This window comes from Klebsiella huaxiensis (assembly GCF_003261575.2).
GTDB lineage: Bacteria > Pseudomonadota > Gammaproteobacteria > Enterobacterales > Enterobacteriaceae > Klebsiella > Klebsiella huaxiensis.
In genome coordinates, this window is record NZ_CP036175.1 from 2,165,367 (window position 1) to 2,191,645 (window position 26,279).

Annotated in this window: 27 protein-coding genes; 5 read left to right on the top strand and 22 right to left on the bottom strand. The window is 51.1% G+C overall.

The annotated features are described in order from the left end of the window. Nucleotides 1-504: 504 nt before the first annotated feature. The 18 genes from DA718_RS10270 to DA718_RS10350 all read right to left on the bottom strand — a co-directional run bounded on the left by DA718_RS10270 (nt 505) and on the right by DA718_RS10350 (nt 15,260). A complete protein-coding gene (locus tag DA718_RS10270; protein ID WP_080895592.1) occupies nt 505-807 on the bottom strand; it encodes a TrbM/KikA/MpfK family conjugal transfer protein in 303 nt (100 codons plus the stop codon). A 13-nt stretch (nt 808-820) separates the two neighbouring features. Next, nucleotides 821-2,049, bottom strand: a protein-coding gene (locus tag DA718_RS10275) for an IS3 family transposase (RefSeq protein ID WP_167492744.1) whose coding sequence is annotated in 2 segments (ribosomal slippage) — nt 821-1,734 and nt 1,734-2,049 — 1,230 coding nt in all. Because the reading frame shifts where the segments join, the coding sequence is not laid out codon by codon here. 154 nt (nt 2,050-2,203) lie between these two features. Continuing rightward, a complete protein-coding gene (virB11, locus tag DA718_RS10280; protein ID WP_112216925.1) occupies nt 2,204-3,223 on the bottom strand; it encodes a P-type DNA transfer ATPase VirB11 in 1,020 nt (339 codons plus the stop codon). Next, on the bottom strand, nt 3,213-4,529 hold the full coding sequence (gene virB10, locus DA718_RS10285) for a VirB10/TraB/TrbI family type IV secretion system protein (RefSeq protein ID WP_112216924.1): 1,317 nt from the start codon (nt 4,527-4,529) through the stop codon (nt 3,213-3,215). Before virB10 ends, virB11 begins: the two co-directional genes overlap by 11 nt. Next, complete coding sequence (virB9, locus tag DA718_RS10290) at nt 4,526-5,413, bottom strand: P-type conjugative transfer protein VirB9 (RefSeq protein WP_112216923.1); 888 nt, start codon at nt 5,411-5,413, stop codon at nt 4,526-4,528. Before virB9 ends, virB10 begins: the two co-directional genes overlap by 4 nt. Next, nucleotides 5,413-6,096 (bottom strand): VirB8 family type IV secretion system protein, encoded by a 684-nt coding sequence (locus DA718_RS10295; protein WP_061553913.1) that lies wholly within the window; start codon nt 6,094-6,096, stop codon nt 5,413-5,415. The genes virB9 and DA718_RS10295 overlap by 1 nt, the downstream gene beginning before the upstream one ends. Then, nucleotides 6,089-6,229, bottom strand: a complete 141-nt coding sequence (locus tag DA718_RS30380) for a hypothetical protein (protein WP_164913536.1) — start codon at nt 6,227-6,229, stop codon at nt 6,089-6,091. The genes DA718_RS10295 and DA718_RS30380 overlap by 8 nt, the downstream gene beginning before the upstream one ends. 89 nt (nt 6,230-6,318) lie before the next feature. Continuing rightward, complete coding sequence (locus DA718_RS10300; RefSeq protein ID WP_112216922.1) at nt 6,319-7,350, bottom strand: TrbL/VirB6 family protein; 1,032 nt, start codon at nt 7,348-7,350, stop codon at nt 6,319-6,321. Nucleotides 7,351-7,421: 71 nt separating this feature from the next. Next, nucleotides 7,422-7,697: an EexN family lipoprotein gene (locus DA718_RS10305; protein WP_061553916.1), complete on the bottom strand. Its 276-nt coding sequence runs from the start codon at nt 7,695-7,697 to the stop codon at nt 7,422-7,424. Between the two features lie 11 nt (nt 7,698-7,708). After that, nucleotides 7,709-8,437 carry a TrbJ/VirB5 family protein gene (locus tag DA718_RS10310; protein WP_112216921.1) on the bottom strand — a complete coding sequence of 243 codons (729 nt, stop codon included), beginning with the start codon at nt 8,435-8,437 and terminating at the stop codon, nt 7,709-7,711. 22 nt (nt 8,438-8,459) lie between these two features. Next, entirely contained in the window at nt 8,460-11,207 is a 2,748-nt protein-coding gene (locus tag DA718_RS10315) for a VirB4 family type IV secretion/conjugal transfer ATPase (protein WP_112216920.1), read from the bottom strand. A gap of 11 nt (nt 11,208-11,218) precedes the next feature. Next, the gene (locus DA718_RS10320) at nt 11,219-11,497 is read right to left on the bottom strand and encodes a TrbC/VirB2 family protein (RefSeq protein WP_112216919.1); all 279 of its coding nucleotides are present in this window, start codon (nt 11,495-11,497) and stop codon (nt 11,219-11,221) included. Next, on the bottom strand, nt 11,494-12,132 hold the full coding sequence (locus DA718_RS10325) for a lytic transglycosylase domain-containing protein (RefSeq protein WP_112216918.1): 639 nt from the start codon (nt 12,130-12,132) through the stop codon (nt 11,494-11,496). Before DA718_RS10325 ends, DA718_RS10320 begins: the two co-directional genes overlap by 4 nt. A 72-nt stretch (nt 12,133-12,204) precedes the next feature. Continuing rightward, nucleotides 12,205-12,426 carry a hypothetical protein gene (locus DA718_RS10330; protein ID WP_061553920.1) on the bottom strand — a complete coding sequence of 74 codons (222 nt, stop codon included), beginning with the start codon at nt 12,424-12,426 and terminating at the stop codon, nt 12,205-12,207. 394 nt (nt 12,427-12,820) lie between these two features. Further along, nucleotides 12,821-13,030, bottom strand: a complete 210-nt coding sequence (locus DA718_RS10335; protein WP_112216917.1) for a TraR/DksA family transcriptional regulator — start codon at nt 13,028-13,030, stop codon at nt 12,821-12,823. Next, nucleotides 13,020-13,607, bottom strand: a complete 588-nt coding sequence (locus tag DA718_RS10340) for a DUF2857 domain-containing protein (protein ID WP_112216916.1) — start codon at nt 13,605-13,607, stop codon at nt 13,020-13,022. The genes DA718_RS10335 and DA718_RS10340 overlap by 11 nt, the downstream gene beginning before the upstream one ends. Nucleotides 13,608-13,668: 61 nt before the next feature. Beyond that, nucleotides 13,669-13,854: an AlpA family transcriptional regulator gene (locus tag DA718_RS10345; RefSeq protein WP_032936812.1), complete on the bottom strand. Its 186-nt coding sequence runs from the start codon at nt 13,852-13,854 to the stop codon at nt 13,669-13,671. A gap of 599 nt (nt 13,855-14,453) precedes the next feature. Further along, complete coding sequence (locus DA718_RS10350) at nt 14,454-15,260, bottom strand: AraC family transcriptional regulator (RefSeq protein WP_048211281.1); 807 nt, start codon at nt 15,258-15,260, stop codon at nt 14,454-14,456. Nucleotides 15,261-15,336: 76 nt separating this feature from the next. On the opposite strand from DA718_RS10350, the gene DA718_RS10355 reads away from it, so the two are divergent. From DA718_RS10355 to DA718_RS10370, 4 genes are all read left to right on the top strand, one after another. After that, nucleotides 15,337-17,373 (top strand): FUSC family protein, encoded by a 2,037-nt coding sequence (locus DA718_RS10355; protein ID WP_097734730.1) that lies wholly within the window; start codon nt 15,337-15,339, stop codon nt 17,371-17,373. After that, nucleotides 17,363-17,578: a DUF1656 domain-containing protein gene (locus tag DA718_RS10360; protein ID WP_048822680.1), complete on the top strand. Its 216-nt coding sequence runs from the start codon at nt 17,363-17,365 to the stop codon at nt 17,576-17,578. Before DA718_RS10355 ends, DA718_RS10360 begins: the two co-directional genes overlap by 11 nt. Continuing rightward, nucleotides 17,575-18,438, top strand: a complete 864-nt coding sequence (locus DA718_RS10365) for an efflux RND transporter periplasmic adaptor subunit (RefSeq protein ID WP_061553925.1) — start codon at nt 17,575-17,577, stop codon at nt 18,436-18,438. Before DA718_RS10360 ends, DA718_RS10365 begins: the two co-directional genes overlap by 4 nt. A 112-nt stretch (nt 18,439-18,550) precedes the next feature. Further along, entirely contained in the window at nt 18,551-18,949 is a 399-nt protein-coding gene (locus DA718_RS10370; protein ID WP_112216915.1) for a helix-turn-helix domain-containing protein, read from the top strand. Nucleotides 18,950-19,224: 275 nt separating this feature from the next. On the opposite strand, the gene DA718_RS30920 is transcribed toward DA718_RS10370, so the two are convergent. The 3 genes from DA718_RS30920 to DA718_RS10390 form a co-directional block, all read right to left on the bottom strand. After that, entirely contained in the window at nt 19,225-19,407 is a 183-nt protein-coding gene (locus DA718_RS30920; protein ID WP_323808950.1) for a hypothetical protein, read from the bottom strand. Next, nucleotides 19,389-20,369, bottom strand: coding sequence for an IS5-like element ISKpn26 family transposase (locus DA718_RS10380; protein ID WP_016947617.1), 981 nt, complete (start codon nt 20,367-20,369; stop codon nt 19,389-19,391). The genes DA718_RS30920 and DA718_RS10380 overlap by 19 nt, the downstream gene beginning before the upstream one ends. A 674-nt stretch (nt 20,370-21,043) precedes the next feature. Further along, a complete protein-coding gene (locus tag DA718_RS10390; protein WP_057630164.1) occupies nt 21,044-21,850 on the bottom strand; it encodes an SDR family NAD(P)-dependent oxidoreductase in 807 nt (268 codons plus the stop codon). A 172-nt stretch (nt 21,851-22,022) separates the two neighbouring features. Between DA718_RS10390 and DA718_RS10395 the strand changes: the two genes are divergently transcribed. Then, complete coding sequence (locus tag DA718_RS10395) at nt 22,023-23,210, top strand: MFS transporter (RefSeq protein WP_112217366.1); 1,188 nt, start codon at nt 22,023-22,025, stop codon at nt 23,208-23,210. Here the strand turns inward: DA718_RS10395 and DA718_RS10400 are convergent. Then, nucleotides 23,187-25,961 (bottom strand): ATP-binding protein, encoded by a 2,775-nt coding sequence (locus tag DA718_RS10400; RefSeq protein WP_112217367.1) that lies wholly within the window; start codon nt 25,959-25,961, stop codon nt 23,187-23,189. The two genes, DA718_RS10395 and DA718_RS10400, sit on opposite strands and share 24 nt — an antisense overlap. Between the last annotated feature and the right edge of the window lie 318 nt (nt 25,962-26,279).

The following is a 26,279-nucleotide window of genomic DNA, read 5'->3' on the forward strand; positions in this document are numbered from 1 at the left end:
ATGGGGGTAATGTCGCGGCTGGACGCCGAGCCAAAACCCCCAACGTCAACGGCGGCACACCGTCGCCCGCTACGCGCGACCACCCCCTTTAAGACGGTCGCTTTCGCCTTTTTCTTCCCTTTGCTCGTTCCTCGCAGCGGGAATAAAAGGGAAGCTGGCCTTTAAAGAGGGTGGTCGCGCCACGCTACCGGCTTTGGGCCGGAGACTTAGCGGCGACGGTGTGCGGGGCTGTGCCCCCCGGATAAACCGCTGTCGTGGGCGACAGCTTTTCGCTCGCCGGGGCGGCGAAATTTATCCGGCTCCCCCCGGCCTGCAAAATCCGCGTGGGCGCGGCTGTTTGCAGGTGAGGCGCGGTGCCTGAATTATTTTCGCTCCTTAACCCGCGAAAATAATTCTGTCCGCTGCCTCATTTTTACGGCCCCTGTTTCTTCGCTCCTTAATCCGCGAAAAACAGAAGCCGTAAAAACCTGAAAACCGTCATGCTCTGTGCCCGTCTCGCCAGTGTTAACCACGAACGCGGCCATATTTACTGATGATCTGACTGATAGCCGCAGGGGCTGCCGAATCACATTCAAGTAAAAACGATTTTCTGGCATCAGCCGTATGGTCAGGCAGAAAACCATGCCTGTTCTTCTTTACGATATTAAAGAATGCCCGTTCAGCCGAATGGCATTCACTGCCGCCGCCATTTCCGGTTGCTTTACCGTACATACATAACACCACTTCGCAGGTATCAGCAGCCATTACAGTTGTTGAACATGACGCCATAACGCAGAACAATAATACAGACAGTATGACTTTCTTCATTTTGGTTTGGCCCCTATATTTCCATACACTTTTTATCACTTAACCCATCACTGGTTCGCCGCCGCAGATATTCACGTGGCGAACGATATCCCAGTGCACTATGCGGATGCCATTCGTTGTAATGTTCGAAAGCCTCCACAAGGTTCTTTACCGCTGTTAACCCGTCGGGCTTTGGCATGACGCTGATGTAATCGCGCTTCATCGTCTTCACGAAGCTCTCCGCCATCCCGTTGCTTTCCGGGCTACGTACCGCCGTATGTTTAGGCTCCAGTCCTACCATTCTGGCGAACTGACGCGTCTGATGAGAACGGTAGGCTGAACCGTTGTCTGTCAGCCACTCAACGGGGGATGTCGGCAGGCTGTTACCGAAGCGACGCTCCACTGCACCCAGCATGACATCCTGCACGGTTTCACTGTCATATCCACCGGTACTGGCCGCCCAGTGAAGTGCCTCACGATCGCAACAGTCCAGCGCGAACGTGACCCGCAGTTTTTCACCGTTATCACAGCTGAACTCGAAGCCGTCAGAGCACCACCGCTGGTTACTTTCTCCAACGGCCACTTTCCCTGTATGCGCCCGTTTCGATGGCGGTATTTCCGGTTTACGCTCAAGCAGCAGCGCATTCTGACGCATGATGCGGTATACACGTTTGGCATTGATCACCGCCATGTCGTCAGTTTCTGATTGCCTGCGCAGCAGTGCCCATACCCGACGATAACCATAAGTGGGCAGATCGCTGATAACGGCATGGATACGGGCCAGTGCTTCAGTATCATCAGGCTTGCGCTTGAGCCGACGATCCTGCCAGTCCTTCGACCGACGGGCCATGGCATGCAGTTGCGCACGTGACACCCGGAGGCAACGACTGACAAGGCTTATTCGCCATCCTCCGGCAACAAGGGCACGTGCGCTATCCACTTTTTTTGTCGACCATATTCAACAGCTTCTTTAAGCAGCTCGTTTTCCATGGTTTTCTTGCCCAGCAGGCGCTGCAGCTCTTTGATTTGCTTCATCGCAGACACCAACTCCGACGCGGGCACAACCTGTTCTCCTGCGGCAACGGCTGTGAGGCTGCCTTCCTGATACTGCTTACGCCACAGGAACAGCTGACTGGCAGCGACACCATGCTGACGGGCGACCAGCGACACGGTCATTCCGGGCTCAAGGCTCTGCTGAACAATGGCGATTTTTTCCTGAACACTTCGCCGTCTGCGCTTCTCTGGACCTAAAACATCAATCATCCGGACTCCAACGACTAGTCTAAAAACTAGTATTAAGACTATCACTAACTTAAGTGATACCAACTGTCTGGAGATTCATGGGGCCAGTCTACATTTCAGCCACCGTTATGATTAATGAAAGGTTACATATCTTTGGTTATGTTGTTTGCCAGAGTTATTTTCTGAATACCTCTTTCATGCTATTTAAATGAATTGGTTTAAAGTAAACATTATGCATCCGGCGAACATCGCCGTGTATATCAATACTGACGATGACATCAATGCTTTTAAGCACCTTACGTAACAGCACATCATAAGGAATATTCCGGCAGTCGGGGTTTTCATAGCAGCGGTCAATAATCCCGTCAATACATTCCGCCGGGCTGCCCGCATGCAGGGAGGTGATTAAACCCTCATGCCCGGAACCGACAATTTTCAGCGCATCCCATGCTTCCCGTCCGCGAATTTCCGCCAGTAATATCCGGTCAGGGTTCATCCGGTAGCTGGCGCGTATCAGTCTGCCAGGTGTGACAATGGCGTTATCCCCGGCATCCGCAGGGTAAAAAAGATGAACATAATTGCCGTGGTGATAAAAGCGGATTTCGGGGTTATCCTCAATCGTTATTAACCGGAGATGCAGCGGAATATAATGCAGCAGCGTTTTCATATAGGTGGTTTTGCCGGAGCCGGTTTCCCCCACAATAAAAATCGTTTTTCCGTATTCCACCGCCTTTTCCATAAAGCGGGGAATGTCCCCGCTGTGGTATAACCGTATCAGTGCCTCATCATGACTTTCCGTTTTCTCCTGACCGCTCACCCGCTGGTAAAATCCCGCATCAATCCATGACTGATGCGTTTTCTGCTCAAACGATGGTTTGCGCAGCGTAACGGACACCGTATGACGTTCGCTGGCCGGGGGAATAATCACCTGAATACGCTCGCCGGCTCCTGATGTTGCAGAAAGGATCGGCGACGTGTCGTCAATATTATCCTCATGCCAGGAAGCCAGTGCTCTGGCAAAGGCATGGCACTGACGCAGCGTGACCGGGGAGTCATGTTTTTGCCATTTCCCCCGGATTTTCGTATGCAGTTCACCCGGCCGGTTAATGGCAATTTCCGTCAGGCCCTCCTGCGCGAGGAAATCACCAAACAACCGGTTTTTCATAAACTCCAGTGACAGGTTTTCAGTGTTCATACCATTTCTTTTTCAGTCGCAGTTGATAAACAGAGGAAAAATCAATATCCGTGCCGGTCATGATGCCGATCACATCACCCTGGTTCAGGTACATCGTGGGCGGGATACTGATGCTGTTTTCCAGCGTCGTTTTCGCCATTTCCGCCGTGGCGGCGCGGGTGTTTTCGGTGTAGTCGGTATTGCGGTCTTTCCCCGGTGCGGCCTCTGACGCCGCTGCCGCCACGTCCTGCACGGTACTCAGCATCAGGGCGTTGCCGAAACGCTCCCAGAAATGGCTGTCGATCCAGCCCGCAATCCCCGCCTCGCCGAGCGGGCCGGTGGCCTGCGTATCGGTGAGCGGAATTTGCAGGCTGCCGGGCTCCGGCGTGCGCAGCTCCGTCCACAGCACAAACATCCGGCTGCGCCCGTGTTGCAGTGCCCCGGTGCGGTAGACGCCACGGGCGACCGTTCCCGCCGGGATCAGCTTCACATGGTTGCTGGCGCTCCAGACATCCTCCCCAATCAGGCAGGAGATATGGCCGCCGACATCGGACACAAAGCGCCGCATCATCGAACAGGGAATATAACGATCCACCGGGATATAGAGATCAGGATCGAGGCCCAGCCGTCTGACGCCGGTGACACGGGCGACGCCCGGATTGTCGCTGTCAACCGTATCCTGCGCGGTTTCCGGTGCGGCGGGATCCGGGCAGCGCAGGCGGCCATCCGCCCCTCTGACCAGTACCGACCGACAGGACGTGTACGCCGTGGAGACTGGCGGGCTCTCCGACATTCCCGCGCGGTTGCGCGGTTCGCTACGGGACGCGCGGGCATTGCCGCCAGCCGTTGTACTGCCGCTGTTCAGCCCGTCTGCCAGTGCTGCCGCTTTGTTCAGGGCGGGCGGCTCTGCTGGCAGGGCGGGTGCGCTGGTGACGGTCTGACTGGCCGGGTCTGTGCCTTGCTGTTTGCGCTGTCCGAACAGGCCAAACGGGTTACTGTCCATGCCCAGATTTTTACGCTCATGCTGCGTCGCCCCGGTGGAGGGCGGCGGTGCGGTGTCGGCTTCCTTCTCATCGCCCCTTTTCAGGGCGCTGAGAAGACGATCGCCGCCGGATGCGAGGGCGATCACCAGCGCCAGACTCAGCAGGCTGACGATCAGCGTGCGGTGACCGGACGCCTTACGGAAACGGGTCACTTCCGGCTGGCCGGGCGGTGTTTTTTGCTCCGGCGTCTGCGTCGCCATTGCCGAACGGGCGCGTTCACGGGCTTCCGCTTCCCGCTCTGCGGTGGTTTTTTCCGGTTCGTCCGGGAAAGGTCTGTCAGTCATTTTGCCTCCAGCGTAACGGACGGTGAAACGGTGTCACTGCGGGTTACCGGGATACGCCCGGATCCGGCGTTTTCCACGCCCACCACCGAGGTGCCGTAACGCAGTACCAGTTGCGGCGATGCCGGAACCACCATCACGGTGTAGTTGCCCTGTTGAACTGTCTGCGGCGTGACCGCCTGCTCCTGACCATTAACCACCCGGAAAACGGAAGGCAGGGTTTTCGTGGGGGAAAAACCGATATACGCAAAACGACCGTCATCCCAGGTAAAGTCCGGGGCGATGGCGGCGGAACCGGCGGCCACTCGTTTGCTGTAACGCCAGTTCCGCAGCGAGGCCGGTTGCCGGAATGCTGCCGCTATCCGCTGCCGGTCCAGTGCTTCCTGCTGTCGTTGCTGGCGGGTGGCGCTGGCGGCAGCGGATTTATTCCGCTGCTCATCAGGATAGTGGTAGCGGATAACAAAGGCCTGAGCGGGTGAGTCGCGGTCCAGCACGTTCAGTTCCAGGCTGTAATCGCGCTTCGAAGTCACCACGAACAGGTTGGTTTTCCAGTCTTTCTCTGTCGGCAGAAACACCTGACTGATGTTGTTGCCGCTGGCGTCCGTGACCGGCTGGGTAATCGGGTTCGGGCTGACGCCCACCCGGTTGTCGCTTTTCGTCACGGTCCAGCCTCTGGGAAAACCCGCCTGCGCATCGATAACGGTTTCACCATCGTCAAACACCAGCATGGTGACGTAGCCGGGGCGGGTACGGACGACCGTGGCATTCTGGCTGTTGTACGTGACGTTCTGCATCCGGCTGTCATACGTGCTGCCGCGTGGTGTCGCCGCGCTCCATGCCACGCATGACGCCAGTAACCCCGTGAGGAGCAGAATGTGTTTCAGCATCATTCCCCCCTCAGCTCTTTATCGCGCTGGTAGCTGGTGACGATGAAGCCCAGCGGATTCACTTCACGCTGGCTGTCGGTCAGTTGCTGGTGTGGCACATAGCGGTAAGTGAGACGGATATTCCAGACATCCGTTTTCACGGAATTATCGGCAATGCGGCGGATCGTGCGTTTAATTCTCAGGGTCGCCAGATTATCCGGCCCGGTGGCGGGCGCATGCACATTGGAAATAATATCGATATAAACGACATATTCCGCCTTGTTAAAAATTACGTCCGGTGCCTGGTCGCCGTTAAACCAGTCCAGATAGTCCCGGTTCACGCTGTCGCTGTTAAATAACTGTACGTCGTCATAATCACGCTGAAGGAAGAAATAATTGTATCCCTCGCGGAGTCTGACATAGTGTGCTGCCAGTGAGTGCGCCAGTGCCTTTTCAGAAGAAATATCCCGCTCCTTCACGCGGGTCATATATTCATAACGCCCGGTCTGTTTATCCACCGACCATAACTCAATGTCGGTGGTTTTCAGCGGCAGCAGAATAATAATGGCCGCAATCGCCATTGCGGCCAGCATCAGCCCGGCAGCAGCCATCCGCCAGGCGGTTTTTCGGGAACGCTCCTCCTTTTCCAGCAGGATGGATTCAAAAGAGCGGGAAACATTAACAATGTTCTGAATATCAGACATGGTGAGTCAGCTCCTGAATGATTGCGGGGGAATTTACCGGCTCGGGTTCGCCGGATACCGGCGGAAGGTCGCCCTGATGCCGTGCGCAGCCCGTGAGCACGCACAGCATCAGAAGGAAGATTCTGAATTTCATGGAAACTCCTTATTACAGGGATGCAGGAATGCCGCACCGGTGGCGCAGGCCACGGCGTGACGGGGAAAGGAAATTAACGGTCGGAAGGATTAACGGTGACGCTGCCGGTTCAGGCGTTTCATGCTTTCGATGGCGGAGGCGCGTTTCTGCCAGGCGTTCACGGTTTTACCCGCGCCTGCGCTGATGAGCCTGCCAGCCACCGTGGCGGCGGCCATGCCACCTCTGGCGGCCATCCGGGCACCGCCTTTTATACCGGGTCCGGCGAGATCGGCGGATTTGTTCGCCAGTCCGCCCAGGCCACTCATGGCTGCGCCCTGCAGTACCGCTTGTACGGCGGCTCCGCTGAGTGCGCTGGCGAGTTTTGCGGAGAACCAGACCACCACACCCGCCGCTGTCCCGGCCAGCAGGCACTGCGCCGCCAGCGTCACCATATTGGTTTCTGCGGATGTTTTTGCTGCGGTATCCAGTATTTTATTCAGGTAATTAATGGCGATACGGATGGATAAGGCGGAAAACATGATCGTCAGTATTGCCGCGAAAATCGTTTTCAGCCAGTTATCAAACATCGGTTTAAGAAAACCGTACAGCAGGCAGAAAATAAAGAGCGGCGCGGTGGTCGTCATTAACAGGATGGTGATTTCGGCGAGCAGGTTGGCAAAAGTGGCGGCCATCAGCAGGACAATCGCGCCGCCCCATACCAGCACCTCGGCAAGGCCGCCATTCAGTTTGACGTAAGTTGAGGTGTCCATATTAAATAACTTTTGCCCCAGCGCCTGTGCCTTTTCCCAGACGGTATCGAGCAGCGCCCAGATGTTATCATCGCCGCTGATACCGTCTTTGAGTCCCTGGATTGCCGCTACCGCCATATCCAGCCAGCCATCAAGGTTTAACACAAAGGTGGTGATAAGCAGCATTCGCCCCACATCCCAGACGACATCTTCAACCGGGGTCCGGAGTTTGCCAGCCAGCGTCTGATAACCGCGATAGAGTATAAATAAGGTAAAAGAGCTGACAATGATGACGCTGATCATTGTGCCGTAAGTGGAAGACTGGCCTTCCAGTACGGCATTCAGTCCATCCATGATGTTTTTGTCCATACCAACAAAAATACCACCGGACATGGTGCCTCACCTGATATATAAAGAAAGGAAATAAAAAACAGGGAGAATTCCCTGTTTTGCTGGAGGAAAAATTACTGTGTCACAGCATTTCGTTTTTCAGCTTCCTGCTGAAATATCGCCTCAAATTTCTCCTTAACCCCGGGCTGGCCTTCCTGTGCAAACATAAGTGCTGCCCGGTGGGCAAATTCGCAGTTATCGCTTGCCTCGCCATCCTTCAGGCATTGCGTATAAACCGCATAAGTTTCGTCAGGATGCTGTTTATACCAGGCTTCGGATTTGGTTTCCTTGCAGCCGGAGAGCACGATAACGCCTGAGAGTGTGCATAAGGTGAATAAGGATCTGAGCACGGATAACCTCCTTATAAATTATTAAGGTCAGCAACAGGTGCCGTCAGCTGCTGCTGTTCAAAGGCTTTCTGTCTTTGCTGTTCCAGCAATGTCGTTCGCTGTTCAGCCTGTCTGACAGACATCTCCCACTGATTCGTCAGCGCATTTAACTGTACGCTTTTCGCCGCGATGGCGTTAGCCAGATCCTGAGACTCTTTCGAGTCCTGCGCATTCGATATACGGTCAGATAAGTCTGATATATCGCTGAGTGTGCTGTTGATCCTGTTTTCAATGTCAGTGGTATTCTCAATCGCCATTGCCTGATTGAGGATCATCTGTTTGCAACTGTCGGCCAGAGACTGAGATTTTATTCCTTCCTGTTCCGGGCTGCATACGCTGAACGATTTGTATTTACTGTAAAGGTTTTGCAGTTCAGAAGAATATGAACTGTTCTGCGTGGTCAGCAGATCATCCAGTGAAATACCGCTCTTACGGAGATTATCAATATCGGTTTTCAGGCTTCGGGCATCACTGAGAAAACCCTGAATATCCCGTACGCCGGTTGCGGTAGCCAGTTGTTTCTTATATGCATCAAGTTCACTTTTATAATGGGTAACCGTATCTTCCCATTGCTGTAGTTTCTGCATCCACTGGTTAATGGATACGGTATTCTGCACGGCGTCGAAAACCGGTATTCCGGCGCTGAACGCCTGTGCTGAGAAAAATAACAATAATGCCAGAAGGTGATCCCGGTAACGCATTGATATTACCTCCGGTTGGCTTTCAGATTGCCCGGTCAAGAAACGTATCTTTCCATTCATCAGGTCGCATACCGTCCTGATAAATGGCATCGAATATTTTCAGGTTGTCCTCACTGCCGCTGAGAAGCCGGGTGAATTTACCCAGCCCGGACAGATCCATTTTCGCCATCGCCACAAACGGGCGGGTTTCCCCGGCCCGCAACGGGGTTTTCAGGATGACCATATAATGCTCGCCCGGATCCAGGTTCCTGACCGTGTCATAAACGCTGTCCGGCACTTTCATTTTCTCTACGTAATCCGCATGGCTGGCTTTCGGATTAGCGAGGAAAATCTGGGTACCGCACTGCTCAATAATCGCCGGGGCGATGGGGTGTTTGACGATTTCATCCGGTGACTGTGTTGCCGGAACGAAGATACCGTTCAGCTTGCGGATGACTTTCAGCATATTGAGCGAGAAGCGGGAAAATTCGACATCGGCCAGCCAGCGCCAGAACTCATCCATAAACATCACCAGGCGGCGACCGTCCAGAAGACTGGTCACACGGTACAGCAGGTAAAAGGTGATGGGGCCGCGAATATCGTCATCATCCAGAAATTCGGTGCCGTCGATACCAAAGTTATCGACATCGCTGATGGTGAATGTATCGGCCTCGTTATCAAACACCCAGCCGAACTCGCCCCCCTGCGCCCACTGTTTCAGGCGAATACGCAGCCCGTTGGTGCGGGCGTCTGTGGTCGGCGGCTCCGGCAGCACTTCCAGTAGCCGGGTGATCCCGAACCGGCGGTACTCCGGCGGATAGTCCAGCATGATGGTGTCAATGGCGGCACTGATCCGCTCCTCATCGCGCGGATCGAGCGGCTTACCGTTGCGGCGGCACAGCATCCGTACAAGCCGTTTGATAAAACTGATGTTCCGGCGGGTTGGCTCCAGCGCAAACGGGTTGAAGCCGGTGGGCTCGCCGGTACGGATACGGAAATAACGCCCGCCCGCCTGGCGGATCGCCATCTCCGCCGCCCGGTCCTTATCGAAATACACCGTGGTCAGCCGTTTGAGGGTGGCAGAAGGCGCAAACGTCGCCGGGTTACGGTACTTCTGCATCAGTTGCTGCATGACGGTCATCAGCAGGGTTTTACCGGAGCCGGTTTTCCCGATAATCGCCGTATTCCCCGGCGTTTTCTCTCCGGTGTCATCCCGCCCGGCCTGGCTGTCATGCAGGTTGAGGTAATATCCGCCACCGCCGGGAGATGTAAGGAGGGCGATGGCTTCCCCCCACGGATTACCGCTGCGTTTGTGAGGATGGAAGTTATGCAGGCAGGCCATATCGGCAAAATTCTGGCTGCTGACGGCCACCAGTCGGGGACGCAGCGTATAGACGCCCGGCAGTTGTGCCAGATATGCGGCGGGCAGTGACAGGGTGGAGAGCGTCGTCATAATACCCAGATCGGCGAAGGGCTGGGCCAGAACGTTGGTGTCCTTCACCACCTGTCCGGCACTGTCTGAGGAGATCAGCAGGGAAAAGTGGAATTTACCGCACGACACATGTCCGGACTGGAGCAGGTCGCGCAGGACAATCAGCTCTTCGCGCTGGGAAGTCGCGTCGTCGTCCGTGGAGTTAAGCCGTTTTTCCGCCAGCCGGATATGATTCTGCGCCTCATCCCGTGCCATACAGGTAAAGGACTGCGTCAGAACATACTCGCTTTCGGCGTACAACAGTGCGTCCAGCATACCGGTATGGGTTTCCGGGGAATAATCCTTAATCTCCATGCTGCGGAAGAAGCGGGAACCGCTGACCGTCTGGCATTCACCGGTGTCGGTGGTGAAAAACACGTCCGGCGTGCTTAATGTTTCATAAAACGGCGAGCGCGTTACGGCCACTTTCTGCCACTGTCCGGTGATCAGGCGGTGGAAGAACGCCAGTTGCGAGGAATACACCCGCCCGTTTTCTTCATATATCCCCAGCGGCGTTGCCGTATAACGGGATAATGAGGATTCCAGTGCTTCACGGTATTCCAGCATGATTTTGAGTGCGTCATCCAGTGCTGCCTGGTCTTTACCGTGCGACTGCGCTTTCATGGTTTTCTTCTCAATCTGAGAGAACGGCGCGTAGCAGACGGTGAAAAACAGCCGGTGCCGCCAGAACGGTTTTTCTTTTACCGACTCGTAATACCGACGTGTTACCTCATCGGAAAAGGGAATACCCGAACAGGCTTCAAAAGCATCATGGTATTTTTCACGGAGCCGGTGAATATAGAATGTTACCGGCAGACCCTCATACGAACGAATAACGTTATTCAGGTGCGTAGCCATCAGGGTCAGGTGATGTTCGTCTTCACATTCAAAGACGGTACCGCCCAGCTCCCAGGTGGCAACAAAATCACGGTGACGGTTTCTGATGACGTAAGGGTGCATATGGGAGGAATACGGAATATATTTATCCAGCGTAATACGCTCGTTTAATTTCATTTTCTGAATAAACTCCGAGACATCAATATTATCGTACTGATTCGCCAGAAGGGCATTCGCGCCAAAATGGATATTGGTGAAAATTCGTCCACGGGTTTTAAACGCCAGCCAGAGCAGACTGAAATAATGAATGTCCTTTCGGGTTTTATTTTTCATTTCCGCCCAGGCCGGGATCAGCAGAAGCGCCAGGTAATAGCTGACATAGACCGCCAGCAGGACGATGGCCCCGCTGACGAGAACGAACGGCACCAGAGGAATACCCATAATGGCGGCAGGCCGCGTAAGTGCTTTATTCAGCGTAGCCATCGTTGCCTCTCTTATGACGCCCAGTAGGCACCGAAGCCGGATGCGCCGACAATCAGGATCGCGCCGATGATGACGTTACGCATGTCGTGCAGGCTTTTGCCGTCGAACAGCACCTTGTAGCCCACCCACATGGTCGCCAGCGTGATGGTGACGGCGGCCAGTCCCAGCAGGCCGGTCGAAGTATTGCTCAGTGTCTCACTGGCCTTGTTAAAACCACTGTCGGCCGCCAGCGCCGGGGCAGACAGCAGGACGGAAGCAACAGCGGTGTAACGGCGTTTACGCATGATCATTTCTCCTCATCAGGGATAACGGGAACCGCGCCGCGAATGACGGCGTCGGGATAGTGCAGACCAGTCAGAACTGGTGCAGCGGCAGGCTCGCCGCGCAGCACAATGGCGGGATAATGAACCGGCGTCGGCTCGTTCCGGTCAGGGACGCTCTGCCGGTCTTCCCGCGTGGACGGCACGGCATAGCCGATGCGCTGCACGTAGCTGGTCTGGTTAAAGGCGGATTCCGGTCGCTGGCCGGTTTCAAAGTTGCCGGAGTAGTAACAACTGAGTGCGCGTTTCAGGGTGCCACCGCGCCGGTAACAGTCGGCGAGAATGCGCTCAAATACCGACAGATTGATGCAAGGGTTAAGCAGGTCGCTGGCCGTGACGCCGTAATGGCGGAAATTGGTGCTGGTGATTTGCATCAGGCCGACCGAATAGCGTCGCTCCTGTGTCGCCAGCTGTTTGGTGAGGCGGATCGCCTCCGGCAGGCTCGTGGGGAAATGTGAAATCACGCCCCGGCTGTCTGGCAGGATTTCAGCAATGGCGTAAGGATGAAAACCAGATTCGACCCGTGCGACATCAAGCGATGTGGACGAGGGAATACTGGCGGCGCACTGCACCGCCAGTGCCAGAAAGGCAGTGGTGGAAAGCATGCTGGCCTCGTAACAGAGAGACAGGCGGCTTATAGAAAAGTACGCCGCCGGTGGAGAAGAAGAGAAAATGGATTAAGCGGCAGCGGCATCCTGCGAAATGTCACTTTCTTCTCTCGGTTCGAGCAGCACCAGCCTGCCGGAAACCGCAATACCGGGTATCAGCACGATATTCAGACCGGGCTTGCCGTTATGCGCGAAGGCCACGCCAACCTTTGTCCAGTACGTGTTTTTTTCACCCTGTGCATCGGGCTGACTTTCCTGGGTGACAAATACGTGATAAACGGGTTTTCTCATGGAATTTCCTTTGTTCAAAAAACAGTAAATGAAATAAACCAATCACATCCCTGTTCTGCATTCCGGTTTTAACGGGTCAGCGAGAACATTCAGCGGCACCCTGAATTCTGGTTACGTGACAGCCCGAACCATTCTGTTAAAGAGCAATACCCGGCCTGGGCGAATTAACGTCCATCAGGGCAACCATGCGGTAATGGCGCTTTCAGATTCGGATATCTGGCGCGGGATATGAATGAGAAACTCAAAACAAAAAGAAGAGAGAAAAATAAACGGAGCATTTAAGATGCAGCGAGAAAAATGGGGAAGGAAAAACACGCCAGAGCTGTATTAATATTCACCGGGAATAATAAAGACGTGCAGGGATATAATATCTCCACACGTCTTTGTTACCCTGTCAGCGGTTGAGGCGTTCAAGTTTTTCCTGACATTCCGTACAGGTGGTTACACCCTGCAGTGCTTGCCGTCGCTTTTCTGGAATGGGTTTACCACATAAACGACAGTGGAATAATGATGGCGCTGGCCCTGGTTTGAAACGACTCTGTTCAATCATCTCATCCAGTCGCTGTTCATTAAATTCCTGATCGCGGTCGATCTCATCCGGCATGTGACGTCCTCCTGTCAGCGGCAACTCCCTTTTGACAAAGCGTGATACGCCTCCATACCATGGTGAGTGACAGCCCCTGGAATCTTGGTAGTAGGACTTCAGTTACCAGCATCATGGCTATCAGCGCGTTGGGGGATTCAAGGTTTTCCACCCGGCACTTCTGCCATTGCAGCCAGATAGCCGCATCCGTCTCTTCATCCGGTTCAGGCGTTCGGCCATACGGCACGCTTACACCCAGCAACCGTCGGCGAAGGCAGACTTCATTTGATGTCAGGCCAAAATAGTGGTTGAGCAACGAGATAGAGCCACCCAGGCGGATAGCACGGTTAATCTCCTGTTGATGGTGGTATTCCTGGCGGGCCTGCGCCAGTAAATGATGCAGAACATCATGGCGGACACTGACCGAAACAAAGGGAGCTGCCGCCCGGCTGACCGTAAACAGCTCATCGAGTGATAACTGATTAAGAGCATTCATTTCGTCGAAAGTAAATCCGAGGGATTCACAGTGACGAATATTGCCTTCTTTCAGAGCGTGCAATGCATCAGTTAAGATGGTGTAATTAATTAATGGAATCATTCTGTTATCTCCTCAATCTATATGGAAAAGTTGAGCAAATAAACGGACATTTTTAACTGATCTAACGTCCGGCTAACTTAAGGTTGATCCATTCATCAATTTCCGATTCGAGCCAGGCCACACTGGCTGGGCCAATTTTTATTGAACGTGGGAACGAACCATTTTTCATATACAAGTAAATTTGAGAGCGTTTCAAACCGGTTTTTTCTTCGACCTGTTTTAAACGTAATAACTGATGTGATGTCATTGTATTCTCCTATTGTGGAATGACTGGTGCATGTCCAGAGAAAATAAAAGAACACAGCAGTAAGCTTAGGAAAAGCCGATAGCACCTTATTACTGATGGGAAGATCCTTAGTACGGTTTTTTAGTGAATAAATAATACGTTATTAGTTGTATAAGGATGTGGAGAAGGATAGTTGTGCTGCTGTGTAGTTTTCAGCGTTTCGCTGCTGCAATGGTGTCATGGCTTAGCGTGATAATGAGGACAATAAAAAGATGCTGTTAAATACATTCATTGTGAATTTCAGTCAGGGGGGCGTTACCACTCTGGCGGTAATGCGCTATGAAGCATCGCCATAGAAGTATTCTGTGTGGTCGAAACATATATGCTCAACTACTTACTTAACACAATGCTGAATTGATTGTGCTTCCCGATCATGTATAGACCGATCCAACAGATATAATACCGTCCTTTGATTCTTGTTATCGTTAAGGCGGCTGAGGCAATATAGTCCTGGCTGGAGGTTCCATGCGATAAAGATTCTGTAGTGTGATCCCCCGCACAGGGAGACGGATATGGCAGCTCTATGACTCACCTCTGGTTTCTTGGAAAACCTGATGTCGCTAAATATCGGTTAAGTGTGCGCTTGTTTTCCGTTCGGCAAAATAGTGTGCGGGTGTACTGCCCATGGTTTTTTTGAACATGGTGATAAACGCATTAACCGATTCATACCCCAGATTAGCTGCAACATTCTGAACCGAAACGCCGCTAGCCAGTTCCCGGAGAGCAATTATCAGTTGCAGTTGCTGACGCCAGCGTCCGAACGTCAACCCGGTTTCGCGCAGCATTAAACGCGCGAGAGAACGCTCGCTAAGCGCCAGTCTTTTTGCCCATGCTTTGAATGTGCTTCGGTCATCAGGTTGACTGACCAGAGCATCGGCCATGGCGCGGATTTTAGGATGCGACGACACAGGGAGGCTCAGTTTCTGCTGAGGCATGGTGGCTAATTCATCGAGTGTTACTCTGGTCAGTCTGGCGGGATGGCTTTCCGGTGGATATTCGACGCCCTCGCGGGTTAAACGGGCAACAAGTTCTTTAATCAGACTGGAAATTGCCAGAGTACAGCATCGCTCCGGCAGCGCGACAGCTCCAGGCTCGATAAAAAGATAGTTGAGATGCGCATTCCAGGTAGCTTTGGCGCTGTGCGGCACTCCCCCAGGGATCCAGACGGCACAATCAGGCGGCACGATCCAGATATCATTTTCGGCGCGACAAATGACCGCCCCATAGAGGGCAATAATCAATTGCCCTTTGCGGTGCGTATGCACAGGCACTTCGGCTGCGTAATCGACAAAATCCAAATGACGCGCGACTGCGGGGCAGGGGGTGGCATCCGGATCAAATAGCGTATTGGCGAGTGGGGGTAACATAGATTGGCAACATTTAGGTATTTTTTGACAGAATAGAGTATTTAAGTGGATATGCAAGCCGGTAATAATTTCCGGCATGAAAAAAATTAACGCGAGTTACTTTCATTTTTTACACACGATATGCCAACGTCTTCGCGGTATGGCTTCTCCTTCACTACTGAATGATGCGAACGCTCTGCTCTATTCCGCGAAGAGTTTTGCCGCAGCGATGCTCGCATACTACATTGCACTGTCAATTGGCCTGGAGCGGCCTTCCTGGGCAATTATCACCGTGTATATTGTTTCCCAAACCTCCGTCGGAGCGTCGCTGAGCAGAAGTCTGTATCGTCTGGTGGGAACGGTAGTCGGAGCGGGCATAACGGTATTAATTGTACCTGCTTTTGTGAATATGCCTTTATTTTTCAGTGTGATACTGACGGGGTGGATCACCTTCTGCCTCTATTTATCCTTGCTGGAACGCACGCCCCGCGCCTATGGTTTTGTCCTGGCTGGTTACACTGCGAGTCTGATTGGCTTCCCTGCGGTATCCGATCCTGGTGCGATTTTTAACATCGCTATTGTTCGGGTACAGGAAATCATGATCGGTATCTTCTGCGCGGCACTTATTCATCGCTATGTATTGCCCGCGCGCATAACGGGCCAGTTCAACAGTAAATTGTCGCAGACGCTGCTCTCGGCGCGACAGCGTGTCGCAGATACTTTAGCAGGCAAACCCGACGCTGTTTCCGGGCCGCTGCATATGGCACTGGCATTACAGTTCCTGCAGGGTATCAGCCATCATATCCCTTATGATTTTGCGTACTCTGTACCGGTCCGGCAAGCGAGAAAAAGGCTTCATGATCGGCTTGCGCGATTAGTCATTGTTAACTGTGAGTTACGCGACCGTTTAGCTCTGATAGCGACGATACCTGTAGATGTGCAAATTCTGCTGGGTGATGTTGAGGTCTGGCTGGCCTGCAAAGATGAAGGAAAATTCAAAAGCGAGGGTGAAGCGCTCAAAAAAAGGAGTGAAAAATTACTACAGCGCTATTCAGTGTATGAGCTGACGTTTGAAGAAGCGCTGCGTGTAAGTTTTATGCGCTACCTGTTAGAGGCCATTGTCCTTGTGCAGCAGTGCTATCGTCTTTCGGATGCCATTCATCACGCGAAACAGACGCCTGCGCACTCGGAAAAGAATACCGTGAAAGGATATGTATTCCACCGCGATCCTCTTACTGCTGCCCGCACCGCACTGGGCGCTTTCGCCATCATTATGAGCGGCTGTCTGGTGTGGATTTTCTCGGCATGGCCTGATGGTGGTACGGCGGTTTCTATCCTTGGCGTTTGTTGCACATTGTTTGGCAGCTTCGATACGCCTGCCCCGCATATTGTTAAGTACATTATCGGCTCCTTCTGGGGCGTTGTGATAAGCCTGATCTACAGCTTCGTTCTACTACCACAAGTCAGTGATTTTATCGTGCTGGTAACGGTTTTAGCTCCGGTATATCTGCTGGCCGGATCGCTCCAGGCCAGACCGCCTACCACGTTTATGGCTATGGGGATCACACTGACGCTGCCTATTTTGTGCGAGCTGGGTGCCCACTACAGCGGGGATTTTGCCGTGGCGGTGAATACCTCTATCGCACTATTTTCTGCTACTGGTTTTGCAGTGCTCGGCATGAGCCTACTGCAAACTGTGCAGGCTGATTCGGCGATAAAACGGCTGCTTCAATTATGCCAGCGAGATATTAACCGCAGCGTGGAAGGTAAGCTGAATACAGACGAAACCCTCTGGACCAACCTTATGATCGATCGGGCAGCGTTGATACTGCCGCGATTGCAGCGCAGTGGACAGTCACCGGAACGGGCACATCATTTGTTGTACGCCATGCGTATAGGGCTGTGTGTTATGCGATTACGCCGATGTGATGCGCATGCGAACAAAGAAATAAAAGAAGTGCTCACTCTTCTTACACACTCGACAGATATTGACACCTTACTTCAACGGATCGCCAGTCTGACTGAGCGCAGCTTGAGCGTAACAGATGAACTATCGCGGCATTATGTTGATCAACTGGTTGATCTTTACTGCGCATTAAGCGTTCAGAAAATGGAGCCTGCTAATGATCAATGATTTCAATATTGAGGGCGTTTTTGTACCCGGTCTGCTGGTAATTGCCCTCGTTGCACTGACCTGTACACTATTTCTCGTACATCTTTTCTCTTTCAGCAAGGGTTACCGCCGCTTGCCCTTTAGACCGATGATCGATTTTTCCGTCTTCATTATTACTTTTTACCTGCTGTTGCAGGGGCTGACCGAACTGGGATTTTTTAAATGAAATCGTTACTTTCTCTACTGGGCCGCTACGTGCTGACGTTCAGCGCTGTGGCGGTGGCTACGCTTTTGGCTTTTATTCTCTGGAAACATTATGCGCAAACCCCCTGGACCCGCGATGGTCGGGTTCGTGCGGATGTGGTACAGATTGCGCCGAATGTCTCCGGACCGTTGCTGAATGTGTCCGTCCGCGATAATCAGTGGGTTAATCGGGGCGATGTGCTCTATTCCATCGACCCGCACTGGTTGAGGTTGGCAGTGGACAGCGCACAGGCAGATGTTGAGGCGAAACGTCATGAAATGCTGATGCGCCAGGATGCGGCGAGGCGACGCTCTCAGATTAAAGGGGTGATTTCCAGCGAGGATTTACAACAAACAGCCAGCGCAGCCAGCGTCGCTGCGGCTAATTACCACGGTGCACTGGCTGCGCTGGACCTTGCAGAGCTTAACTTATCGCATGCTATTGTTCGGTCTCCGGTTACGGGCTATGTCACACATTTGCGGCTTCGCCCTGGTGACTATGCCACAGCGGGAGAAACTAAAGTTTCCATCATTGATGCCAATAGTTTTTGGGTGGTTGGCTATTTTGAAGAGACTAAGTTGCAACATATCCGCACGGGAAATACTGCACACATTACGCTGATGGGATTTAAGCCAGTGATCACGGGTCATGTTGAGAGTATCGGACGCGGAATAGATGATAACAATGACGAGACCGGGGGGCTTGGCCTGCCTAATGTCGAGCCAACCTTTAGCTGGGTGCGGCTCGCGCAGCGTATCCCGGTTCGGATTCATATTGACAGATTGCCGGAGGGAGTTGAATTGGTGGCTGGATTGTCTGCGAGTATATCCATCACACCATAATAAAAAGTATGGTTTCTATTGAGGATTTATGCAGAACTTAGGGATTGTCAGCTCTTGATCTATATGCCTGATGAAAATTTATTTCTGGTAGAGTAATTCTAAGGTTTCGGTTATGAAAAACAGAAAGGATTTTGTAAATGACTTAATTATCTGGATAAACAAAAATATAGAGATGCCACTAAAAATTGATGATGTGGCTATCAGGTCCGGATATTCAAAATGGCATTTGCAGAGACTGTTTTTTTCTGAAACAGGGCAGAGCCTGGGGGGTTTTATCAGAGAGAAAAAATTATGTCTTATTTTAGAGGCTGTTATCACAACAAATGAACCTTTGATAAACATCGCGATGCGATTTGGCTTTGACTCTCAGCAATCATTAACCAGGGCATTTCGGAAAAGGTATAATGTTCCACCGCACCGGTGTAGAAAAAATGCCGTAAATATTAAAAGTAAGTCTTCTAGGGAGCAAGGTGATTACTCGTATCATAAGGATGAGTTTTTAAATCTTTAGTAATTATCTGGGTTATGGACGGGTTCATCTAATAATCATGGCCTTAGTACCTCAGTTATAGATTTGTTGAACGAAATGAAATCACTCATTTATTTCATTGTAAATGAATCTAAGTCTTTCTGTGCAATGTATGTTTTCGTTTTTTTGCATGTGTAATGTATTGGTGAGTAAATTTTGGATGCATTAATTGGAATATAATTACGAACCCATGTGTGTATTTAATGGCTGGATAAATTAAGGTTAATCTATTTTGCGCATTTTGGATTCGATCGAACCTATGCAGGTCGGCTAAGGAAGGTGCGAATAAGCAGGTCATTTCTTCCCAAGCTGACTCGCTGATTAAAATTTCGCGGATCTGGGCCGATTTTTTTCCCGCAAACACATCGAATCAGCCTATTTAGGCTATTTTTTCCACCATTTCTGGCGTTATTTCCGGTTTTTACTGAGATCTCTCCCACTGACGTATCATTTGGTCCACCCGAAACAGGTTGGCCAGGGTGAATAACATCGCCAGTTGGTTATCGTTTTTCAGCAGCCCCTTGTATCTGGCTTTCACGAAGCCGAACTGCCGCTTGATGATGCGAAACGGGTGCTCCACCCTGGCACGGATGCTGGCTTTCATGTATTCGATGTTGATGGCCGTTTTGTTCTTGCGCGGATGCTGCTTCAAGGTTTTTACCCTGCCGGGACGCTCGGCGATCAGCCAGTCCACATCCACCTCGGCCAGCTCCTCGCGCTGTGGCGCTCCTTGGTAGCCGGCATCGGCTGAGACAAATTGCTCCTCTCCATGAAGCAGATTACCCAGCTGATTGAGGTCATGCTCGTTGGCCGCGGTGGTGACCAGGCTGTGGGTCAGGCCACTCTTGGCATCGACACCAATGTGGGCCTTCATGCCAAAGTGCCACTGATTGCCTTTCTTGGTCTGATGCATCTCCGGATCGCGTTGCTGCTCATTGTTCTTGGTAGAGCTGGGTGCCTCAATGATGGTGGCATCCACCAAAGTGCCTTGGGTCATCATGACGCCTGCTTCGGCCAGCCAGCGATTGATGGTCTTGAACAATTGACGGGCCAGTTGATGCTGCTCGAGCAGGTGGCGGAAATTCATGATGGTGGTGCGATCCGGCAGGGCGCTATCCAGGGATAATCGGGCAAACAGGCGCATGGAGGCGATTTCGTACAGGGCATCTTCCATGGCACCGTCGCTCAGGTTGTACCAATGCTGCATGCAGTGAATACGCAGCATGGTCTCCAGCGGATAGGGCCGTCGGCCATTGCCCGCCTTGGGATAAAACGGCTCGATGACAGCGGTCATATTCTGCCATGGCAGAATCTGCTCCATGCGGGAGAGGAAAATCTCTTTTCGGGTCTGACGGCGCTTAGTGCTGAATTCACTATCGGCGAAGGTGAGTTGATGGCTCATGATGTCCCTCTGGGATGCGCTCCGGATGAATATGATGATCTCATATCAGGAACTTGTTCGCACCTTCCCTAGAACATATTCATATCCAATCAATAGAGTGTCAATAACTCTCTCTGTGGGAATGATATATTTGCCAGTAGTGCTAACAATAAAATTATGTCCTTCAATAAACGCTTTTTTGTCAAGAAGGCATAAACGATTTATTGATGACATATCAGATGGTCTGAACCTTACTTTGTAGCCCGACATCTGTATTTTTCGTAATGTAATTGGCGACTGAAAGTAAATAGAGAGATGAATGCTGCCATGTAATGCATGCCTGTAAATGTCACTTTTTTTTAATTTTCAGTCCTTTTTTATTTATCACTTCGACTGCTTCACGGATAGTCAGCCAGTCAGGCGAACTATAGTTTGTATTTGATAGTGTTTGTTTTTTTGACATAGTGGTTTGCCTCTATTTCTATTTTTTAAAAAAACCATGAATTTTCCAGTGAAATAAATTTCATGGTGCGGGATCTATTGCGTTATAATATTTGGATTATATTAACGCGGGGGCCTCTTAGCGTTTCAGTCCCCCATGTCCGGCCTCATATTTCGCAGTGATTGAAAAGAAGAACAAATATCAGGTTAAACTAATTCAATCCTCAAACATTATTTAAGTTGAATGGAAGACATTACATAAATCTGTCTGCTCCGCCTGATGCTTCAATTGTCTGTCCAGTAACAAACTGATTCCTCCCAGAAAGTAGGAACGCAGCAATTGCAGCAATATCTTCAGGAAGTCCAAAGCGGCCCACAGGCGTTTTCTCTTTACCCAGTAATGCCATTACCTCTTCGTCTGTTCTGTCAACCAGTTCAGGACGACGATTGCGAACATTCGGTAGCATGTTCTGCGCCCAGTTATCCGTCGCGACAGCACCCACTCCGATCGCATTGACCAGAATGCCATCCGGAGCCACGCTAAGTGCTAAACTACGGGTCAGGTTGTTGATAGCGGCGCTCAGTGCGTGTGAGACGGTAAGTTGCGGATTAGGGTAGATACCGCCAATGGATGAGATATTGACAATACGCCCCCAGTTTCGTCTCTGCATCCCGGGGATGATTACCTTACAAAAACGTCGCATGGCGGATAATTTGGTCTCAGTCATTATCTGCCAGTCTTCTTCCGAAGTGGTTAACAGTGTGCCCGCATGGGCTCTTCCGGCATTGTTAACCAGTAAATCAATACGCTGAAAAACCTTTTCCGCTTGTTCAACCACTAAAGAAGGTAGTTTGGGATCAGTCACATCCCCGGCAACAGGCAGCACCGAAACACCGTATTTCTCTGAAATTTTTTTCGCAGCCAGAATCAGCTCAGGTTCTCGTCTGGCCACCATGACTAAATGCACACCATTCATGGCCAGTTCTTCACAAATGCTGAAACCAATTCCGGTTCGGGCTCCGGTTACCAGAGCCACTTTTCCAGTCAGTTTTAAATCCATTTGCTGCTCCTCAAGTTAAGCACAGTTAATAACATGAGCAGTATTAGTAACAAATCTCTTTTTCAGGAGCTTGTGCATCAGAATTCAGACGTCTGAAAAAAGCGGTCAAAGAGTTGGGATTTCCGTCTGCTTATACTCCAGACGATATTGAGTTTAGAGCCAGGAGTGGTCAATGCGAACGGACAATCATGAGCTTTCTTCTGCCAGGATTCTTATGCTGGCGATTATTTGCTGTATTGTTGTAGCTAATATTTATTTTAATCAATCTGTCCTGAATTTAATTGCCGGATCCTTTCCCAATGAATGGGGGGCTGTTTCTTTGATCCCCATGGGCACCCAGTTAGGTTATGCGGTGGGCTTATTCTTTCTGATCCCACTGGGCGATTATATTGAACGTCAGCGGCTTATCCTGCGTCAAGCGCAGGTGCTTTTCCTGGCACTGATCGGCATGATGTTATCGCCAACGGCGACAGTGTTGGTGTTCTTCTCCTTCCTTACCGGGATGGCTGCAACAGTAGCCCAACAGATAGTGCCGCTTGCCGCCTCGCTCTCCAGAACTTCTGCACGAGGTAAAACCGTGGGTACGGTGATGAGCGGTGTCCTGGCAGGTATCCTTGCTGGCCGGGCTATCGGAGGCCTTATTGGTCAGTATTTCGGCTGGCGCGGTGTCTTTTTGTCCGGCGCGATCATGACATTGCTGGCTATATTTTTCATCTTGCGCATTTTGCCTGCTCAGTCGTTGCCAACGCCAAAGTTTAACTATCTGGCGGTATTACGTTCATTAGGACAGCTGTGGAAAAGCGAGCCGCAGGTGCGTGGTGCAACTCTTACACAAGCAATGCTGTTTGCCTCCTTCAGCGTGCTGTGGACCGTGCTCCCTTTCTGGTTAGCTCATAGCTACGATTACGGTGCAGGGATAACCGGCACCCTGGCTGCTTTGGGGTTAATCGGTATTCTGTGTGCGCCTCTGGCGGGAAGTTTCAGCGATCGTCAGGGACCATTCCGAATGGTTGTTTTTGGTGTGATACTCATGCTGCTAGCCTGGACTGTTTTTTGGAGATGGAACAGTATTGTGGGTATGGTGGTGGGCATTCTACTACTGGATGCGGGTGAGCAATGTGTACTGATAGCTAATCAGCACACGATTTATTCTTTGCGTCCGGATGCCAGAAACCGTCTTAATACATTATTTATGTGCGTTATGTTTATTGGCGGAGCATGTGGCTCACTGACTGCCACCTGGTTATGGGAGACAACTCATAGCTGGGCGCTGATTTCTTCAGCAGGGGGCGGACTCGTGATCATGGGGATGTTGATAGCCGTAAGACGTAAATATTCAGGCCCCTATTCGGGCACATAACGCAATAGCACTTCTTACATCCGTCGCATTGTCTGAGTCATCAACATCATTTAAAGCGTCCTGTATCAATTGTTTAGCAGCCCATTTTTCCCCGGCTTCAGCCTGCAATGTCGCCAATGAATAAGCAATACGGAGGGCCCAGCCATAAGCCTGTTGCTGGCGCGCTTTGTCCAGGGCCTGCTCCAACAGCAGGCGTTGCTTCTGAGGAGGTAATTGAGTGGCAGAAAGACGCATCAGCTCAGGCGTGCACCAGTTTTCATGATCCTGGCGGGTGGCTCTCAGTGATACCCCGGTATCAATTTCTGACAACAAGGGGGAATATTGCCAGTCTAATCCCATCGCCCGCAACGAGCTAAATAGTGTGGTTTGACTAACATCGGTATGACTGAACTGTTTAGCCCAAACAAGAAACAGCTCGCCGTATGTCTTCCAGAAATATAAATCATGCCTTTTTGCCAGATGAATAAGCCAGTTTGCGGCCTTTATAACCCAACGCGGATTACGATCCAGTGCTGCTGTCATACAAGCGCCTTCAGCCAGTGCACAGCAAAGAGAACAGACATGCTGCAAACGAGCGGCTTTTTTAACACCGCGCCATGCCATCTGTTTCGCGGCCTTATACTCACCCTGTAACCAGAGTAAACGAGACAGAAAGGCCTGACCGGCGCTCTCTTGATCAAGACCAAAACGGAAAGAGTGGCTTAATTCACCATGTTCATACCAATCAAGAGATTGTTGGAGATAATCACGCCCGACATCATGACGGCCCAAAAAATGCAGGGATACACCGAGAATACGCAGCCCGGTTGCCATCGCCTCCTCGTCGGTAATGGACCGTGCTAGCTCGCACATAGATTGCGCATGCTCAAGCGCTTTATCCAACTCGCCAGTACGCAGATAATACAACCATAATCCGTAATGTGCCTGTAAACGTATTTCTTTGTCGTCGAGCTTTTCTGCAATTGTCAGCGCGGTTTTCCAGGCTGAATGTGTTTCAGGCGTAGGGCCTTTTGCCCAGGTTGACGCCTTACCTGCTACAGCGCTGAGATTCATTCTCTGGCGTAGCGTTAATACTACCTGCGAAGTATTTTCATAAAGCAGAGGATATATATGGCGCTGACATTCATCGTATAGTGAATATTCAATCCAAAAAGGGGTCATAGCTTGTAAGATCTCAAGCCCTTTAGAGGGATCAGCTCCCTCAATCAACGTTTGCTGTAATACACTCCGCAAATCATTAAGTATATGGCTATAACGTTCACGCCATTGTCCTGTTGGCAGCATAAACCAATCATCTTGTGCCTCTTTTACCAGAACTTTATAATAGTCGGCAAAACGGGCCTCAAGAACAGTATATTCACCCTGTTGCCTGAGTTTATCGCATGCGAACTGGCGCATGGTTTCCAGCAGGCGGAAACGGGTCTCTGGTACCTGAGTACTGACCTGAATCAGGGATAAAGACAGCAATCTTTGAAGATCGTCAACAACCTGCCAGCGATGCTTGTCTTTAATCAGCAGAAGGTCGCTTACTGATTTCACACTGAACATATCGGTATAGATCCCCAGAGAGCAAAATAATCGTTGTTCACGTGTGTTGAGCAACTGATAAGTCCACTCCAGCGCGGTCAGTATTTTCTGATGTCTGGGCTCCAGAGATCTGTGCGTATTGCTCAATAGCTGGAAACGGTCTTCCAGTCGGCTATAGATCTCTTTGACACTCATGACTGGCAGACGGGAGGCCGCAAGTTCAATCGCCAGCGGCAGACCGTCAAGATGACGGCATAACTCGCCAATCAAAGACAGTTCGCTGGCTGATGGATGGTAATTATGTCGATTGGCCTGCCCGCGTTCGATAAAGAGGCGGACACTGGAAAAAGTTAGTAACTCGTGGGTATCAGCCTCTTCGCTCTCAGGAACTTGTAATGGTGGTAGTAGATATTGTTGCTCGCCGGCAACCTGCAACGCTACCTGGCTGGTCAACAACAGTTTGATATGGGGAGCCAGGTGCAGGAGCAACGTAATCACTGGTTCAAGTTCATTAATTACATGTTCACAGTTATCAATCAGCAGTAAACATCGACGCCGTGCAAGCTGTTGCCGTAAATCGGCATCATTATGAATGGCAGCTAATGGAAGATGGAGCGCTTGTGAAATAACGGATAGCAAGCTGGATGCTTCGGTGATATGAGCCAGTTCAGCCACACATATTCCATCAGGAAAATGCGTGTGTGTAAGACTGACGACTTCCCATGCCAGACGAGTCTTACCCACGCCCCCTGAGCCTGTAATCGTCACCAGACGGTATTGATCCAATAAGGCGCATAATTCCTGCACAGCTTTATCACGCCCCAGAATCGACGCTAGAAAAGGGGTAATAGCGGGCTCAGGTATTTTTGATTTAGAGAGCGGTTCAGTTGGCGAATTGTTGATATTAAAGCGATAACCACAACCAAATTCAGTAACCAGTAGATGGCGGTCATGTCCCAGTATGCGGCGTATAGCTGAAATTTGTGCCTGAAGATTATTTTCTTCGACGATTTCATTTCCCCACACTTGCGTAAGTAAAGATTCTTTATTTACCGCTTTACCTCTGGCACTCACCAGAACAACCAGAACATCAAAAGCTCTGGCAGAAATTCTTACTGGCTTACCCCGATGTAACAGAATCCTTAGCTGTGGCCAGATTTGCCAGTCAGCAAAGTGAATCTCATCAATTGATATCATAGTGTTGAGATCTTCTGTTTTGAGCATCACGAACTCTCGCTATGGAGTAAGCCATTTCTAACGAAAGCGGTTATCAGAATCAGGCTACATGTTGAATGTGTTGCACCGGAGTATCACTATTCAATACCACTTTTACCGTTAATGATTATAAAGCCAATAGTGCTATGTGGCATAGCTTTGCGATCAAACTGGTGATGAAAACTGAACTATCTATGCCAGCCATATCCCATCAGGCATGGCTGGAAAAGCACTCACATGGATAATCATTCGACTAGGGATTAACCTTCAAATAACAGCGTGTGTCCGAACATTTAAATAATGGTGGTACGGGATGCCAATACCAGA